The sequence below is a fragment of the Nocardia alba NBRC 108234 genome (genome assembly GCF_001612665.1).
In the GTDB taxonomy this organism is placed as follows: domain Bacteria; phylum Actinomycetota; class Actinomycetes; order Mycobacteriales; family Mycobacteriaceae; genus Nocardia; species Nocardia alba.
Map to the genome: position 1 here is coordinate 73,359 of NZ_BDAX01000016.1, position 15,803 is coordinate 89,161.

The 15,803-nt window shown below is 68.8% G+C and carries 15 protein-coding genes; 10 read left to right on the plus strand and 5 right to left on the minus strand.

Translation table 11 applies throughout. From position 1 onward, the window contains the following. Positions 1-7: 7 nt before the first annotated feature. The 6 genes from NA12_RS18105 (at position 8) to NA12_RS18130 (ending at position 7,155) form a co-directional block, all read left to right on the plus strand. Positions 8-2,299, plus strand: a complete 2,292-nt coding sequence (locus NA12_RS18105) for a putative type IV secretion/conjugal transfer ATPase (RefSeq protein WP_084472874.1) — start codon at positions 8-10, stop codon at positions 2,297-2,299. After that, entirely contained in the window at positions 2,296-2,604 is a 309-nt protein-coding gene (locus NA12_RS18110) for a transposase (RefSeq protein WP_067452237.1), read from the plus strand. The genes NA12_RS18105 and NA12_RS18110 overlap by 4 nt, the downstream gene beginning before the upstream one ends. Before the next feature lie 61 nt (positions 2,605-2,665). Next, the gene (locus NA12_RS18115; RefSeq protein WP_067452240.1) at positions 2,666-4,321 is read left to right on the plus strand and encodes a peptidoglycan DD-metalloendopeptidase family protein; all 1,656 of its coding nucleotides are present in this window, start codon (positions 2,666-2,668) and stop codon (positions 4,319-4,321) included. Continuing rightward, positions 4,318-4,884, plus strand: coding sequence for a hypothetical protein (locus tag NA12_RS18120; protein ID WP_067452243.1), 567 nt, complete (start codon positions 4,318-4,320; stop codon positions 4,882-4,884). The genes NA12_RS18115 and NA12_RS18120 overlap by 4 nt, the downstream gene beginning before the upstream one ends. Before the next feature lie 31 nt (positions 4,885-4,915). Then, positions 4,916-6,742 (plus strand): type IV secretory system conjugative DNA transfer family protein, encoded by a 1,827-nt coding sequence (locus NA12_RS18125; RefSeq protein ID WP_067452245.1) that lies wholly within the window; start codon positions 4,916-4,918, stop codon positions 6,740-6,742. After that, complete coding sequence (locus NA12_RS18130) at positions 6,739-7,155, plus strand: DUF4913 domain-containing protein (RefSeq protein WP_084472876.1); 417 nt, start codon at positions 6,739-6,741, stop codon at positions 7,153-7,155. Before NA12_RS18125 ends, NA12_RS18130 begins: the two co-directional genes overlap by 4 nt. 43 nt (positions 7,156-7,198) lie before the next feature. On the opposite strand, the gene NA12_RS18135 is transcribed toward NA12_RS18130, so the two are convergent. Together NA12_RS18135 and NA12_RS18140 are read right to left on the minus strand one after the other, a co-directional pair. Beyond that, positions 7,199-7,765 carry a hypothetical protein gene (locus NA12_RS18135; protein WP_067452247.1) on the minus strand — a complete coding sequence of 189 codons (567 nt, stop codon included), beginning with the start codon at positions 7,763-7,765 and terminating at the stop codon, positions 7,199-7,201. A gap of 238 nt (positions 7,766-8,003) precedes the next feature. Then, positions 8,004-8,900 carry a peptidylprolyl isomerase gene (locus NA12_RS18140; protein ID WP_067452250.1) on the minus strand — a complete coding sequence of 299 codons (897 nt, stop codon included), beginning with the start codon at positions 8,898-8,900 and terminating at the stop codon, positions 8,004-8,006. A gap of 85 nt (positions 8,901-8,985) precedes the next feature. Here NA12_RS18140 and hisS point away from each other — a divergent pair, with 85 nt between their 5' ends. Further along, on the plus strand, positions 8,986-10,260 hold the full coding sequence (hisS, locus tag NA12_RS18145; protein ID WP_067452487.1) for a histidine--tRNA ligase: 1,275 nt from the start codon (positions 8,986-8,988) through the stop codon (positions 10,258-10,260). A 99-nt stretch (positions 10,261-10,359) separates the two neighbouring features. Then, positions 10,360-11,007: a hypothetical protein gene (locus tag NA12_RS18150; protein ID WP_084472877.1), complete on the plus strand. Its 648-nt coding sequence runs from the start codon at positions 10,360-10,362 to the stop codon at positions 11,005-11,007. A 25-nt stretch (positions 11,008-11,032) separates the two neighbouring features. Here the strand turns inward: NA12_RS18150 and NA12_RS18155 are convergent, their stop codons facing one another. Both NA12_RS18155 and NA12_RS18160 read right to left on the minus strand, forming a co-directional pair. After that, positions 11,033-12,046, minus strand: coding sequence for an Rv2578c family radical SAM protein (locus NA12_RS18155; RefSeq protein ID WP_067452256.1), 1,014 nt, complete (start codon positions 12,044-12,046; stop codon positions 11,033-11,035). A gap of 31 nt (positions 12,047-12,077) precedes the next feature. Beyond that, a complete protein-coding gene (locus tag NA12_RS18160) occupies positions 12,078-13,052 on the minus strand; it encodes an NAD-dependent epimerase/dehydratase family protein (protein ID WP_067452493.1) in 975 nt (324 codons plus the stop codon). A 193-nt stretch (positions 13,053-13,245) separates the two neighbouring features. On the opposite strand from NA12_RS18160, the gene NA12_RS18165 reads away from it, so the two are divergent. Then, a complete protein-coding gene (locus NA12_RS18165; RefSeq protein ID WP_067452258.1) occupies positions 13,246-13,563 on the plus strand; it encodes a type VII secretion target in 318 nt (105 codons plus the stop codon). Further along, on the plus strand, positions 13,560-15,206 hold the full coding sequence (locus tag NA12_RS18170) for a hypothetical protein (protein WP_067452260.1): 1,647 nt from the start codon (positions 13,560-13,562) through the stop codon (positions 15,204-15,206). Before NA12_RS18165 ends, NA12_RS18170 begins: the two co-directional genes overlap by 4 nt. A 57-nt stretch (positions 15,207-15,263) precedes the next feature. Here NA12_RS18170 and NA12_RS18175 read toward each other — a convergent pair whose 3' ends face one another. Further along, positions 15,264-15,758: a hypothetical protein gene (locus NA12_RS18175; protein WP_067452267.1), complete on the minus strand. Its 495-nt coding sequence runs from the start codon at positions 15,756-15,758 to the stop codon at positions 15,264-15,266. Between the last annotated feature and the right edge of the window lie 45 nt (positions 15,759-15,803).

Genomic DNA, 15,803 nt, shown 5'->3' on the forward strand with positions numbered 1-15,803 from the left:
GGCGAACATGGGACGCGACTACGAACCCCCGGTGCGCGATCGCGACGATGTCGCGTTGCGCCCGGTCCACCGGCCGCCGCGCATCCGCGGGGAACGCGAGCCACGGGCCGCGGGGAGCGCGCCGCGCGTGAGCGACGACGTGCTCGGCCTCGACGAGCGCACCGAACGCGACGAGCGGGAACGCTCGACGCGGGGAACACGCGTGCCCGAAGGACGTCCACCGGTCGAGCAGCGCTCGCGGGAGGACACCCGCGCCGAGCGAGGTCGTCAGCCTCGGCCCCGTGGCGAGGAGCCACGTAGGCCCCGTGGCGACGACCCGCGCCGGCCACGCGAGGACGAGCGGCGGATGCGGGGCCCGCGCCCCGACGCCGACCGGGGCGCCCGGGCGCGCGCCGAGCGTGGGTTGCGCGATCAGGATCACGGGCCCCGGCTGGACCACGAACGCCCAGCGGTTGATCCGCGCCGACGCCCCAAGCCGGCGGAACCGAAGCCGATGAAGAAGGCGCGGCCCGCGAAGGCGGTACGTCCCATCCGGGCCGACGACGCCGCCGATCGGGCGATGGGGTCGGGCCGCTCGGCGAAATCGACCAAGCCGGAGCGGCGTTCGCAAGGCCCCGCCCTGCTCGACGACGCCACCCGCGCCCGCTACGAGATGATCGCCCGCGAGCAGTCGGGTCTGCGCGCGGCCTGGGCGACGTTCCGGATCCACACCGACGACCTGCGCCGCAACAACGCGCACGCGCGCTCGGAGGCCGTGGTCAAGGACGGATTCGACCGCACCACCGCCGAATTGACCGACCGCGGATACTCGGGCGCGGGCGGCGGCAAGATGAACGTCGTCGGCCGACCGGTCGAGTATCGCGCCACCACCGCCCAGGTGGCGGGTCTGTGGCCGTGGTCGGTCGGCGCGGGTGCGCCGCTGATCGGCACCCCGCTCGGGTCGCATCTGCACACCGGCGCCCCGGTGTGCTTCGATCCGATGAACTGGTTCATGCGCGGCAGCTTCATCACCGCGCCCAGCCTGTTCGTGCTCGGCCTCAACGGGTTCGGCAAGTCCTCACTGGTGCGCCGCATCGTGCTCGGCGGCATCGCCCAGGGCATCACGCCGCTGATCCTGGCCGACGTGAAACCCGACTACCGCAAGATGGTCGAACTCGTCGGCGGCCAGGTGATCGACCTCGGCTACGGGCACGGCAAGCTGAACCCGCTGGCTGCGGGCGTACTCGGTTCGGTCGTCCCCCGCCTGGTGGACAAACCCGCGCTGCAACGGCAGGTGCTGCAGGATCTGCGCGCCCGGCAGGTGACGCTGATCGCGGGCCTGGTGGAGCTGGTCCGCGGCGCGCGCGTCGCCGATTTCGAGGAAACGCTGATCGCCACCGCGTTGCGCATCCTCTACCAGCCGGGCGGGTTCACGCCGGACAAACCGCCGATCATGGAGAACCTGCTCGAGGTGATCGTCGGCGGCGGCGCCGAGATGATGCTCGACGCGGGCGCGGACAACGCCGACGAATACCAGAACGCGATCAAGGGCCTGCGCCGTTCGCTGCGCGCGCTCACCCAGGGCCCGTTCGGCGCGATCTTCAACGGCCAGACCAGCGTTCCGATCGACACCGGCGCCGTCGCGGTGTGCATCGACGTCTCGCACATCCCCAGCGGCGACAAGAAACTCAAGGCCGCGGTCATGTTGGCGTGCTGGGCGGACGGTTTCGCCTCGGTCGAGGCCGCGCACGTGCTGGCCGACGCCGACCTCGGTCCGCAGCGCTACTTCCAGGTGGTGATGGACGAGCTGTGGCAGGTGCTCGGACTCGGCGATTTCATGGTCGACCGCGTCGACGAACTGACCCGTCTGCAACGCGGTCTGGCGACCGCCTTGATCATGATCAGCCACACCATCAAGGACCTGCAGGCGCTGGGGTCCGACGCCGCGATCGCCAAGGCCATCGGCTTCCTGGAACGCGCGCGCGCCAAGATCTTCGGCGCGCTACCCGCCGAGGAGATCAGCAGGCTCGACTCCACGGTGCCGTTCACCTCGGCCGAGCAGGAGATGGTGACCAGTTGGTCGGCGCCGCAAGCCCTGACCGGTGAGGCGCTCAAGCCGGGCCAGCAGCGGCCCTCGCCCCCCGGGACCGGCAAGTTCCTGCTCAAGGTCGGCGAGGATCGCAGGCCGGGCATTCCCTTTCACATGGAGTTCACGGTGTCGGAGCGAGAAAGCGGAATCCACGACACGAACCAGCGCTTCAGCGAGTTCGGCGACAACCCGAGGGGCACGCCGGACTATTCCAACGGGAGTGAGCAATGATGCCGCACCGGTCTTATCGCCGGGTCTCACCGGAGGTCCGCGACGCCGCCGTCGCCCAGGTGGTCGCGCTGACCGATAAGTTGCGCAGCGAATCAGAGGCGTGCCGGATGGTGGCCGAACAGATCGGCGTGCACGCCAATTCGGTGCGCAACTGGGTCCGTGCGACCCAGGACCCGAGCCTGGACCGCATGGACGCCACCGCGCTACGCCGCAAAGTGGCGCTGCTGCAACAACAGCTGGCCGCCGCCGCGGAGATGAACCGCACACTCGCCGACACGCTCAACGAGTCCCGGCGCCGCACATGAACTCCGCCGCGGCGGACGTTGCGCGAATCGGCGCCCGGCGCGGCACGCGGGGAGGCGACCGGTGAACGTCCGCACGCTGATGATGACGGTGTTCGGCTCGGTCGTCGGGCTGGTGGCCCTGGTGCTGGTGATCGTGCTGCCGTCCTCGGATGAGACCTGCGAGACCGGCGATGTGCTGGTCGGCTCGTCGGTGCCCACCCTGCCTCAGCTCGGCGCCGACAATCGCGCCCTTCCGACCAGCGCCGCCGCACCCACGTCGAATCCGACGGTCACCGCCACGCCGGTGTTGGCCGCGGGCGTCGGTCCGCTGCGCCGCACGCTGCCGCTGGAGATCGGAACGTTCACCGTCTCCGATGTGTTCGGCTCGCGCGGCGGCGACCACAAGGGCATCGACATGGCCGCCACCGACGGGACCACGATCTACTCGGTCTCCGACGGCAGGGTCGTCGCCGCCGGACCCGCGTCGGGTTTCGGCAACTGGATCGTCGTCGATTCCGTCGACACCAACGGCCGCGCCTATTCCGCGGTCTACGGCCACATGTGGGACACGGGCGTGCGGGTGCGCACCGGCCAGACGGTGACCGCGGGCCAGCCGATCGGGATGGTCGGATCGGCGGGCGAATCCAGCGGCCCGCACCTGCATTTCGAGATCGTGCCCGGCGGCCGGTTCACCGGTGGTCGTCAGATCGATCCGATGCCGTGGCTCGACGGCGCGCCCACCCCGGATGTCGGTGGTGCGCGGGCGTTTTCGAGCGATCCGAACTGTGTGCGCGGATTCGGGAGCGCCGGTGGGGCACTGGCCGACGGAAAGGTACCCGCCGAGCTGGAGATCTGGTACCGCCGCGCGGGGACGGTGTGCCCGGAGATCTCGTCGTCGCTGCTGGCCGCCCAAGCCAAGCAGGAGTCGGGATTCCGGCGCGGGCTCACCTCGCCCGCCGGCGCCCAGGGCCTGGCCCAGTTCCTGCCCGGCACGGCGGCCGGCATCAATCCCGAGGACGGTCAGCCCTACGTCATCGATGCCGACGGCAACGGGTCCGCCAGCGTATGGGACGACGGCGACGCGATCATCGGCCAGGCCAGGTACATGTGCTCGATCGCCCACAAGATCGCGGGCTGGATGGCCGCGGGGCGCGTCTCGGGCGACCTGGTCGCGCTCACCCTGGCCGGGTACAACGCCGGTGAGGGCGCGGTGCTGGCGTCCGGGGGGATGCCAAATCAGTACGCGGCGCACTATTCCGAGACCAGGCCCTACGTCACCAACATCCTGTCGATGGAACCCCAGTACCGGGCGCCCGGCGCACAGGGCCGCTTCACGCCGGGCCAGGGCGGTGGCGGCGAACAGATCGTCGAGGCCGCCCACGACTGGCTCGGCACACCGTATGTGTGGGGCGGCGGTGGCGCGCAAGGGCCCAGCAGTGGCGGATTCGACGGACCGGGACTGACCGCCGCGGCGGTGTTCGCCGCGTCCGCCGGCGCAGTCACATTGCCGCGCACCGCCGAACAGCAGTGGGAGGCCGGGCGGGAGGTGCCGATCGCGAAAGTGGCGGCGGGCGATCTGGTGTTCAGTGGGTTCGGACGCCAAGGCCCGTCCCAGGTCGGGATCTACGCGGGCAACGGTCGGCTGATCCAGTCGGTGCCGCCGACGAGCAACCGCGGGGGCGGGGGCGTCACCGAAGTGGCGGTGCCCGGCGACGCACGAGCGAGGAGGGTGTTGTGACCACGCGACCAGCGATAACCTGGTGGGAGAGAACACGAATCCGCACAACCCCGGCGGTGATGCTCGTGGCAGTCCTGCTCACGGTCTCGGCGTGCGGTGGCGCGGCCGAGCCGACGCGTCCCGAGGCCACCGCCACCACGCGTCTGCTCGAGGCCGCGGCCGATCCGACGACTCCCGACGGTGTCGCGGTGGTCGCGCTGCGCGAGGTCTACACCTGGAACCCCGCGACCGAGCAACCAGGTTCCTCGTTGCAGCGCGCGCGAGAATGGTTAGGGCCCAGCATGATACGTATGCTGGACAGTTCGATCGGGGTCACCGAGACCCCGAAACCGTCGCTGCAGTGGGCCGACTGGGCCAAGGCGAAAGCGCACGTGGAGGCGTTCACCTTCGCCTCGGGCGAGCCCGCGCCCACGAGCGCCGATCCCACGGTGGCGCAATACAAGATCGGCATCGAACAAACGGTCGTCTACCCGAACGGACGCACCGAAGAGCTACCGCCGAGCACGGTCATCGCGACCGTGGTGCAGACGCCGCAAGGCTGGCGCCTCGACGCGTTCCGCTGACCACCCACCACGTCCACACAAGGAGGCTTCCGTGGCGAAGAAGAAGGTGACGGATCCGGCCGCGGTCGGACCCGACACGACGCTGATCATGATCCAGTTCGGGTTCGCGGTGCTGATCACCCTCGCGGTCGCCCTGCATCTGGGCAACGCGCTGGCGGTTGTGCCGCAGACCATTCCGATCAACCCGATCGCGGTGGTCGCCGATCTGGCGCGGGGCAAGCTGCACTGGCCGCGTGCGTCGACGGTGATCGTGCTGTTGGTGATCGCGTCGGTCATCGCGTTCGTGGTGATCCGCAAACGTCTGCGGACGCGCGCGGTCGTCGGTCGGCTGGCGGTGGACGACAAGGCCGACTACATGGGCAGCGGCAGTGCCATCCACTCGATCACCGAAGCGGGGGTACGGGAGAAGGCGAACGATCTCGGGGTGCGACTGGGCAGCGATGACGCACCCGGTGTTCCGATCGGCATCGCGGTCGCCGACGGCACACCCGTCTACGGTTCCTATGAAGATCTGCACCTCGATATCTGGGGCCCCAGGCAGGGCAAGTCCACGTCGCGAGTGATTCCGGCGATCCTGTCCGCGATCGGTCCCGTCCTGGCGACGTCCAACAAACGTGACGTGGTCGACGCGACCCGCAATGTCCGGGAAGCCAAGGGCAGCAGTACTTTCGTGTTCGACCCGCAGGGTGTGGCGGGTGAGCGGGCAACCTGGTTCTGGGATCCGTTGGCGTGGGTCGACCACCGCACCGAAGGCTGCGAGATGCGGGCGGCCCGGCTGGCCGGCCATTTCGCCGACGCCGAGACCGGCGCCAGTTCCGACGACAGCGACAGCTTCTTCGGCCCGGAAGCCGAGGATCTACTCGCCGCGCTCTTCCTCGCGGCGGCCATCGCGGGCAAGCCGATCACCCAGGTCTGGGAATGGGTGACCGACCCTCAGAACATCGAGCCGATCAAACTTCTGCGCGATGTGGGGCACCACTTCACCGCGTCCGGTCTGGCTATGCAATACAACTCCGAACAGCGCACCAAGAGCGGCATCTTCGGATATGCCAAGAAGATGATCCGCTGCCTGCAGTTGTCGAATGTGCATCCCTGGATCACGCCGGGCAACGACACGCGCCCACGATTCGACGAACTCGAGTTCATCGAGCGCAACGGCACGCTGTATTGCCTGTCGCTCGAAGGGCGCGGGTCGGCGGCTCCATTGGTCAGCGCGCTCACCGAGGCCGTCATCGATGTGGCCATGCGCAAGGCGTCGAGGTCCTCCGGTGGACGACTGCCGATCCCGCTGCTGGCCGTGCTCGACGAAGCGGCCAATGTGGTGCGCTGGAAAGATCTGCCCAAGCAATACAGCCATTTCGGTTCCAGGGGCATCGTGGTGATGACGGTGCTGCAGTCGTGGGCCCAGGGCGCGCGCTGCTGGGGCGAGGACGGGATGAACGCGCTGTGGTCGGCGGCCAATATCAAGGTGCTGGGCAGCGGCGTCGACGATATGGCTTTCCTGCGCGACCGCTCCGAGGCCATCGGCGAGTACGACTCGATCTCGTCGTCGATGTCGCAGTCGGGCAACAGCAAGAGCTATTCCCGCTCGCTCTCGTCGTCGGTGACGTTCACGGCGCAGGGGTTGGCGACATTGCCGCGTGGTCGAGCTGTCGTCTTCACCTCGGGCCAGCCCGCCGTGCTCGTGCGGACGGTGCCGTGGTGGGAATCGAGATACGCCGACGCGGTCAAGCAATCGATCGAGTACAACGATCCGACACGTAAAACGCGCATCGACGACCAGTTCGGGTCGTCCGTGCTCGCGAAATCCACTCCGCCGGAAGAGATCGGTGACGTCGAGGAGGTCAAGCCGCTGTGAGCCAGGATATTTCGGACGCGGGTAAGCAAGGACGGGTCTACGCCGGTGTGACCGAGTTCGTCGGCGAGTACTTGAGCCAGCTCTATCAAAGACAGGTCACCGATATCAGTGACACGGTGTGGTGCCCGGAATGGTGGCGCCACCCGGAGGCCGCGGTGCGCTTGGACGCGCTGTGGCAGGCCTGGGAGCACTATCGGATGAAGGGCGGCCCGGGCATCAGCATCTGGTTCCTCGAACACGCCGACCCGCACATGACCAAGCTGTTCGACCCGCGAGGACCGTTCAAGTATTGCAGTGTGCGCAACGGGCACAAGGAGATGCTCTCCTCGTTGCCGTTGAAGAAACCGGATCTGGATCTGTGGACCGAGCCGGAAAACGGACTGTGGGACAAAGGGGCCGCGCCCGGCGCGTGAGCCGAACCCGACCTCGGCGGCACCGGTTCGCCGACCGCCGAGGTCAGCGTCCCCGTTCGATCCCGCGTTCGATCCCCAGTTCGACGCCGCGTTCCAGCCCGCGGGCCCGCACCTGGGGAGTCCTGGTTGCCGCATCGCGCAGACGGATCGCCTCGTCCGGCGAGATACCGTGGCCCATCTCGACCAACATGCGGACCTGGCTCAGCTCAGGGGCGACGCCGGCCCGCTGTAGATGGGCCGCGATCGCCGCGCGGCGCTCGGTGGAGTCGTAGTTCGCGGGCTGCGCGGCAGCACTCGCCGCGAACGGTGAGGCCGCGTCCTTGTTGAGGCTGATACCGCGTGCCTCCACACCACGTGATTCCACTGTGCGCGAACCCAGCGACATCATCTGCACGAGTTCGACATTGCGCGGATCCTTGGCCTTGAGGTCGCGCGCCTCGCGGATCTGCAACTCGCGCGCTTCCTTCATCTTGGCCTCGATCGCCTTCGCGCGGGCCTCGGCGTCTTTCTGACCGTGTTCACGCGATTTGACGGCGACCAGGATGGCCATCTGCAGCATGGTGCGCATCATGGACGCTGTTTCGCTGCCGATGTCGTCGAGTTCCGCCATGACTGCTCCCCGATGCTGCTGTGGAAGTGGATATCTGAGCGTACCCCGTGCGGGACACGGTGCGATGTCCGGCGGGCCGGGTCGACCATGGGAAATCGCGGGAGCGCGGCCCGTGCGCCGGGACGAATCGTAGGGTTGCCTAGCCTCTGATGATCTTCTTCGCACGTCGGGGCGGGAAAACGAGAAACGGACCGGACGCGCGCGTGTCCGGTCCGTTTCCTTGCTGGGACGGTGGGTGTCAGCCCACCTTGACAGTGGTGAAGGAGATCGGGATGGCGGGCCCACCATCCTCGGCGCCACCCTTCACACCGCCGCCCGCGACCTTGTCCAAGGTGGCGAGGCCGGCCTCGTCGATCGTGCCGAAGATGGTGTAGTTCGGCGGCAACTGGGTGTCGCCGAAGACCAGGAAGAACTGGCTTCCATTGGTGCCCTTGCCGTCCGGCGAGATACCCGCGTTGGCCATCGCGACCAGACCGCGCTTGTAGTTCACCGGCTGCTGCAGTGCCGGATCGCCCGCGGGGAACAGGTCGGTCGGGTATTCGTTGTCGAAGGTGTAGCCGGGGCCGCCCATTCCGGTGGCTGCGGGGTCACCGCACTGCAGGATGCCGAAGCCCGGCGTCGCCACGATGCGGTGGCAGCTGGTCTTGTCGAAGTAGCCCTGCTTGATCAGGCTCACCATCGAGTTGACCGTGCACGGCGCCTGCGCACTGTTGAGCGACAATCCGATCGGGCCCTGGGTGGAATCGATGGCCACCTTCACCTGGGGGCCGTCGGTGGCGACCGACGTCGTGGTGGGCGCTGTAACCGGCTTCGCCGGGGGCTCCTGGCCCACCGGGTAGCTGCAGTCGACGGTCGCGGGCTTGGCCGCAGGAGGCGGCGGACCGGGGATGTCGAGGGGAGTGTTGACGAACTGGGTCGTCGGCACCGCCGAGGACGACTCGGCGGTGTCGGACGAGCTGTCCTCGCCCGTGGTGAGGAAATACACGCCGGTCGCGGCGGCCACGACGACTATCACACCCAGTACCGAGCCCGCGATCGTCAAGCGCTTGCGCTTCTTCTCCTGCTCGGCCCGTCGTGCCAGCTGGCGCTCCAGCTTGCGCTTGGCCGCCGCCCGTCGCTGTTCGTTACTCGGCACTACCGCGTTCCTCCCATGTCGTCAGGTTCGTCTAGAGGGTAACCGGTTGGACGCGAGGGGCGCCCGTGGGGAAAACTGGACCATCGTGACCAAGACCAGCAGCTTCACCGCCCCGAAGGGGGTCCCCGATTACCTGCCGCCCGGTTCGGCCGAGTTCGTCGCCGTCCGCGACGGCTTGATCCACGCCGCCCGACTCGCGGGGTACGGGCACGTGGAGCTGCCGGTATTCGAACAGACCGCCCTGTTCGCACGGGGTGTCGGTGAGTCGACCGATGTGGTCAGCAAGGAGATGTGGACCTTCGCCGACCGCAACGGCGAGAGCTTCACCCTGCGTCCCGAAGGCACCGCGGGCGTGATGCGCGCGGTGATCCAGCACGGTCTGGACAAGAGCGGTCAGCTGCCGGTGAAGCTCTGCTACGCCGGTCCCTTCTTCCGGTACGAGCGCCCGCAGGCCGGTCGTTACCGGCAGTTGCAGCAGGTGGGCATCGAGGCGATCGGCATCGACGACCCCGCCCTGGACGCGGAGGTCATCGCGATCGCCGATGCCGGATTCCGCGCGCTCGGCCTGGACGGATTCCGTCTCGAGATCACCTCGCTCGGCGACGAGACCTGCCGCCCGCAGTATCGCGAACTGCTGCAGGAGTTCCTGCGTGCGCTGCCCCTCGACGAGGAGACCCAGCGCCGCGCCGAGATCAACCCGCTGCGTGTGCTCGACGACAAGCGTCCCGAAGTGCGTGCGCTGACAGCGAACGCGCCGCTGATGATCGATCACCTCTCGGAGTCGGCGAAGGCCCACTTCGACGAGGTGCTGGCCCACCTCGACGCGCTCGGCGTGGCGTACGTGGTGAACCCGCGCATGGTGCGCGGTCTGGACTACTACACCAAGACCACGTTCGAATTCGTGCACGACCAGCTCGGCGCGCAGTCGGGCATCGGCGGCGGTGGCCGCTACGACGGACTGATGGCCGAACTCGGCGGCCAGCCGCTGTCGGGCATCGGATTCGGTATCGGGGTCGACCGGACGGTGCTGGCGCTCGCGGCCGAGGGCAAGTCGGCGGCCGATCCGGCGCGCTGCCAGGTGTACGGCGTCGCGCTCGGCGACGAGGCCAAGGCGAAACTGGTCGCGGTGGCCGGCGAACTGCGTGCCGCGGGCATCAGTGTCGACCTGGCCTATGGCGGGCGCGGAATGAAGGGCGCGATGAAGGGCGCCGACCGTTCGGGGGCGAGATACACCCTCGTGCTCGGCGATCGTGATCTCGCCGAGAACACGATCGGCGTCAAGGAGATGGCGAGCGGCGAGCAGCGGTCCGTCCCGCTCGACGCCGTCGTGACGGTGCTGAGCGAAGAACTCGGTCGCTGAGGCCGTTCAGGCCACCTCGCTCGGCTGCTCGGGCCGGTGGGGCGCGGTAATCTGGCCGCGCTTCACGCCGGGCGGGCCGGTGGGGGCGGAGAGGCAATCGTGGACGGGCAGTCCGGGCAGTCGGCGGCGACGCAGCCGGTGGGAATCGACCTGGTGGCGCCCGAGGTGTTCGCGCCGATGTTGCGGAGGCTGGCACTCGCCGCGGTCGGCGTCGGAGTCGGTGCGGCGTTGCTGTCGGCGGTGTGGCTGAGCTGGTTGTACGCGATCCTGATCGGACTGGCCGTCGCCGTTCCGACCATCGGTTACGTGTTCGCGTTCGGGCGGCGGCGACTGTGGTTGAGCGGCACCGTGATCCGCGCGCATCGGCTGTTCGGCGAACGGGCGATGGACCTGGCCGACGCCACCGGCGTGCAACTGCTGGTGTATCCCGCACGGCTGAGCCGCATCGTCCTGCGGGTCATCGTCGGCGGCGACACGCAATCGGTGCCGCTGGCGATGTACACCGACGTGGGCAGCGGTCGCGAACTGCACCTACTGGGCCTGCGCAAACTCGCCGACGCGCTCGCCGCCAGCGAACTCGCCGCCGCCGTCGCCATCTCGGACGTGCTCGTGCGGCAGTTGCGTGCCGAGGCTCGCGACGCGGGACTCGACGAGCGTCCGCTGTATCAGGCGGTGCGCACGGCACGCAGCAAGGACGGTGTCTCGCCGGTGGTCCTCACCGATTCCGAGGTCGCCGCGCTCAGCTGAACGCGGCGGTTCGGGCGGGTAGTGGTCAGCCGAACAGGGCGAGCTGGGTGTCCTGTGGCCTTGGCAGTGGGGTGGGTGGGGTGGTGGGGCCTTGGACGCGGCGCAGGCCGTGCTGGTCGAGGAGCGGGTTCACGCGGTCACGGAGCCAGTCGCGGTAGAGGGGAGTGACGTTGCTGCCGCGCGCGTAGAGCTGGCGGTAGCGGCGCATGAGGGCGGGGTGCTCGGTACCGAGCCAGGTCAGGAACCAGTCCCGGGTGGGTCCGCGCAGGTGCATCGGGAAGGCCATGGCGCTGGACGCGCCCGCGTCGGCGATCGCGGCGAACAGGGCCTCGAGATGCGCCCGGCTGTCGGTGAGACAGGGAATGATCGGCGCAGCCATGACGTGCACGGTGAATCCGGCGTCGGCCAGGGCGCGGACCAGGTCGAGCCGGGCGCGGGGTTCCGGAGTGCCGGGTTCGAGGCGGTGGTGCAGCTCGGGATCGAGAATGGCGATCGACACCGCGACACTCACCTCGACACGCCGGGCCGCCTCGATCAGCAGCGGGAGGTCGCGGCGCAGCAGCGGGCCCTTGGTGAGAATGGAGAAGGGGGTGCCCGCATCGGCGAGCGCGCCGATGATGCCGGGCATCAGGCGGTATCGGCCCTCGGCGCGCTGATACGGGTCGGTGTTCGTACCGAGGGCGACCGCTTCGCGCTGCCAGGATCGACGTCGGAGCTCCCGGCGCAGCACCGCGGCGATATTGGTTTTGACCACGATCTCGGAATCGAAATCCTCGCCCGCGTCGAGGCCGAGATACTCGTGGCTACCCCGCGCGAAGCAGTAGCGGCAGGCGTGCGAGCAGCCGCGCATCGGGTTGATCGTCCAGCGGAAGGGCAGCGCGGAGTTCTCCGGCATCTTGTTCAGCGCGCTCTTGCACAGCACCTCGTGGAAGGTGATGCCGTCGAACTCGGGGGTGCGGACGGAGCGAACCAGCCCGGCCCTGGTCAGGCCGGGCAGCGCGCCGTCCTCGGCGTCCAGGGTCTGAGCTTGCCACCGCACCCCACGAGTCGAACATGCGTTCGAACTCGTGTCAAGCGTGACGCGATGCCCGCAGGAAGTCGACGAGGTCGTTGACGGTCTCGGTGGTTGGGCGGGGGCGGTAGCCGAGTTCGCGTTCGGCCTTGCCGTGGTCGACGACCGGTGCCGAGATCACCGCGCCCAGTGCGGCTTTGGACAGGCTGTCCGAGCCGAGACGCTTGCCGATCGGCTCGAGTACCGGCAGGGCCGCGCCGAGAACCTTGGCCGGAATGGTGAAACGTGGACCCTTGGCGCCTGCCCGGGCCGCCGCCATTCGGCAGAAGTCGGTCATCGTGGTCATCTCACCGCCGAGTAGGTAGTTCTCGCCGGTGCGGCCCTTGTCGCCCGCGAGAATCAGGCCCTGGGCGACGTCGCGCACGTCGACCAGATCGAATCCGCCGCCGATCATCACCGGAAGCCTGCCGCGCATCGCCTGGGTGGCGATGGTGTTCAGCCGCGACAGCCGCTCGGGATGGTCGACCGGGCCGTAGACGCCGGTCGGATTCACGATCACCGCGTTGAGCCCGCGCTCGATCACCGGACGCAGGGCCAGTTCGCCGGACCACTTCGACCGGTCGTACACCGGCAGGCCGGGATCGTCGGAGCGGCTGGAGTTCTCGTCGATGTGCCCGCCCGCCCGATACTGGTCGAAGGCGTGGATGGAACTGGTGTGGACGAACCGGCGCACGCCCGATTCCAGCGCCGCCTCGGCGGTGACGCGCACGCCCTCGGTGTTCACCCGCCACGCCAGGTCGTTGTGTTCGGCGAGGGTGATCAACGCGACGAGGTGATAGACCACCTCGGCGCCCGCCAGTGCCGCACGCATCGACGCGGGGTCGAGTACATCACCGTCGACCCAGGTGACAGCCGGGTCGGCGGTGGTCGGGGCGGCGCGGTCGATCGCGACGACCTCGTGGCCGCGCTCGACGAGCAGGGGGATCAAGTTGGTACCGAGGTAGCCGGCTGCGCCGGTCACTGCGACCTTCATGAGCCCGAGGATATAGAACATGTTCTAGTTTTGATAGTGGATCACGCCGATCGAGGGTGGCACGACTCGAAAACTGTCGGGCAGTTCGGCTATATTTGGCGCCAATCGCAGATGGGTGGTCGCGTCGGGAGTTTCGCGTCCGCCGTTCGCTTCTGTAGGGCAGAATTTTCACGACGAGTTGGGGGGATTTCGCATGACCGATCTCTCGGTGCAAACCGATGGCGTCGCCGAGTTCGCGGCGACCAATGGCGGAGTGGCGGGACAGATCGCCGCGGCGGGCAACATCGATCTGGTCGCCAGCGTGTCGGCGGCCACACCGGTGTTCGGCCTGATCGGCGCCGACTACCTGGCTATGTTCGCGGCCGCACAAGCGTTGCAAGCCAAAGACATCAACGACCTGTCGGCGAAGTTCAGTTCGCTCTCCGACGCGGCCTTCAAGACGTCGGTGACCTTGGAGACGACCGATATCGACAATGCCGCCCAGCTCGCCCGTCAGGCGGCTGGGCTGTGAAGCCGCTGAGCGCGGACGCGGGCGTGATCGCTCCCGACGCCGCCATGGCCGCCGCCGATGCCGCGACCGCGTCGGTGATGGGTGCGGTATCCCCCTCGGTGCCCCTCGATGCGCAGGCGATCCTGGATGTGCCGCTGATGCAGATGCCCGAGGATGTGACGGCCGACGAGGAAGCGGTCTTCACGCTCGCGCAGAAGATCACCGACGAAGCCCAGAACACCAGCATGTCGCCCGCCGGGCTGGGTGGGCTGGGTGGCCTCGGTACCGGGGTGGAACCGCAGGACATCCTCTCCGGCGTCGCCGATGACGCGTCGTCCGCGCTGAGCGGGCTCCAGGGAACAGTGGCGCAGGTCGCCGCGCCCGCGTCGGCGGCCGCGCTGACCGCGTTCGATCAGGCCAAGTCCGCGCTCACCGGCACCTCGGGAGCCGGCGGGTCGAGCACCTCCGGCGCGAGTACGTCGGCCGCCGCGACGACGCTGACCGAAGATCCCGTCACCGCGCTGATGAGCGGGCTCTCGCTGCCGGCCCTGCCCGGCATCGACACCCTGTTCCAGCCGTTCCTCGACCTGCTCAGCAGCTTCGGCACCGGCGTTTTCAGCTCGCTGGACCCGACCGCGATCCTGAGCAATTCCTCGGCGGTCATCGAGCAAGCGTTGAGCCTGGCCCAGGGCGGTGTGAAGACCGTCCAGCAGTTGTGGGAGGGCGAATCCGCCGACGCGGCGACCACCGCCAGCCAGCAGGCGCAGACACAGGGACAGGACACCAGTCAGCGCGGCATCGATATCTCCGCGCTCACCCAGCAGGCGGCGTCGGTCGTCCAGACCGGCAACACGCAGCTCACCACGATCGCCACCACTTTCGCGGCCCAGGCCACCGCGCTCGCGCCGACGATCATGCTGCCGCCGACCCAGGCCACGCTGATCAGCTTGGCCACGTCGCATCTCGGTGAAGCGGTGTCGGTCGTGAACGTCACCCGTGGGCAGTTGATGGGCTACACCGGCGAGCTCAGCGGCGTCGTCGGGCAGCTGGCCAGCCAGAGCGGCTTGCCCTCGCCCGAGGAAGTCCTCTCCGCGGCGTCGGAGAACATCGGCGAACCGCTGCTCAGCCAGGCGGAGGATGCCCTCACCGGCGGCGGCGATTCCTCCACCACCGCGGCGAGCACCACCGCGGGCACCACCACCGCGGGCACGACGTCACCGTCGAGTGTCGGCACCGGCGGCAGCGGCGGTGGTTCCGGCGCCTCGCTCGGTGCGCTCGGTACCGCACGCGGCGGCGCCGGTGGCACGGCGGGTAGCGCGGGCAGCGCGGGCGGCACGCCGAGCGCGGGCACCCCGAAGACCACCGCGGCAGTACCGGGTGCGGCGGTTCCCGCGTCGGGTCGTCCGATGAGCACGGTGCTGGGGTCGGGTACCACCACGACCGCGGGCACCAGCGGTACCTCCGGGATGATGGGTGGCGGCGGTGCGGGCGCGGGCGCCGGCCGGGGCAACAACGAGGAAGAACACGGTCGGACGGTGCAGTTCTATCAGAGCCGCACCGGCAACGACGACCTCACCGGTCCACTGGGTGAATCCACGCCCGACGTCATCGGTGCCGTGCACGAGGACGAACGCGACGCGGACGCGACCGCGGATCGGTTCTGACCGACCGGGGCTCGCCGCTGGAAAACGGCGAGCCCCGGTGGGATCGGCCTCGCGGGATCAGCTCTTGAAGGCGTCGACCAGCTTCTTGTAGAGATCGGCGAAGCGCTTGCGGGCGGCCTGCTGGTCCGGGTTCAGGCCGTCGGACGCCTCGGGGGAGTAGACGACCAGGTGGGCGTCGTCGGCCGGATCCTCGGGCATCAGGTCGATGATCTGGGTGCCCCGGTTCTCGCCTGTCGGGATCCCGAAATCGGTCTCCTTCAGTGCGTTGATCTCCTCGCGCGCTGCCGAGATCACGTCGGCGGCGACCTTGCCGGTCACCTGCTTGGGCGCGGTCTCGGGTTTGCGGTCCTTGCTCACCGCGTCGGGCCTGTGCACGGCCTTGCCATCGGCGAAGACCTGCAGGACCGGGCGCAGATCGGTGCGCTGCGACCAGCCGTCGGGGATCGTCGTCAGGCTCACCAACGGTAGTGGCGCCGGATCGGCATGGGCGAGTGCGCTCGCACCGCTCAGGGTGAGAGCGCAGACGAGCAGTCCGGTCATGGTCGGGCGCATGGGTTCCCCTCGATCGAAAGACAGTGCGTGGGTATCGCGTTCGGG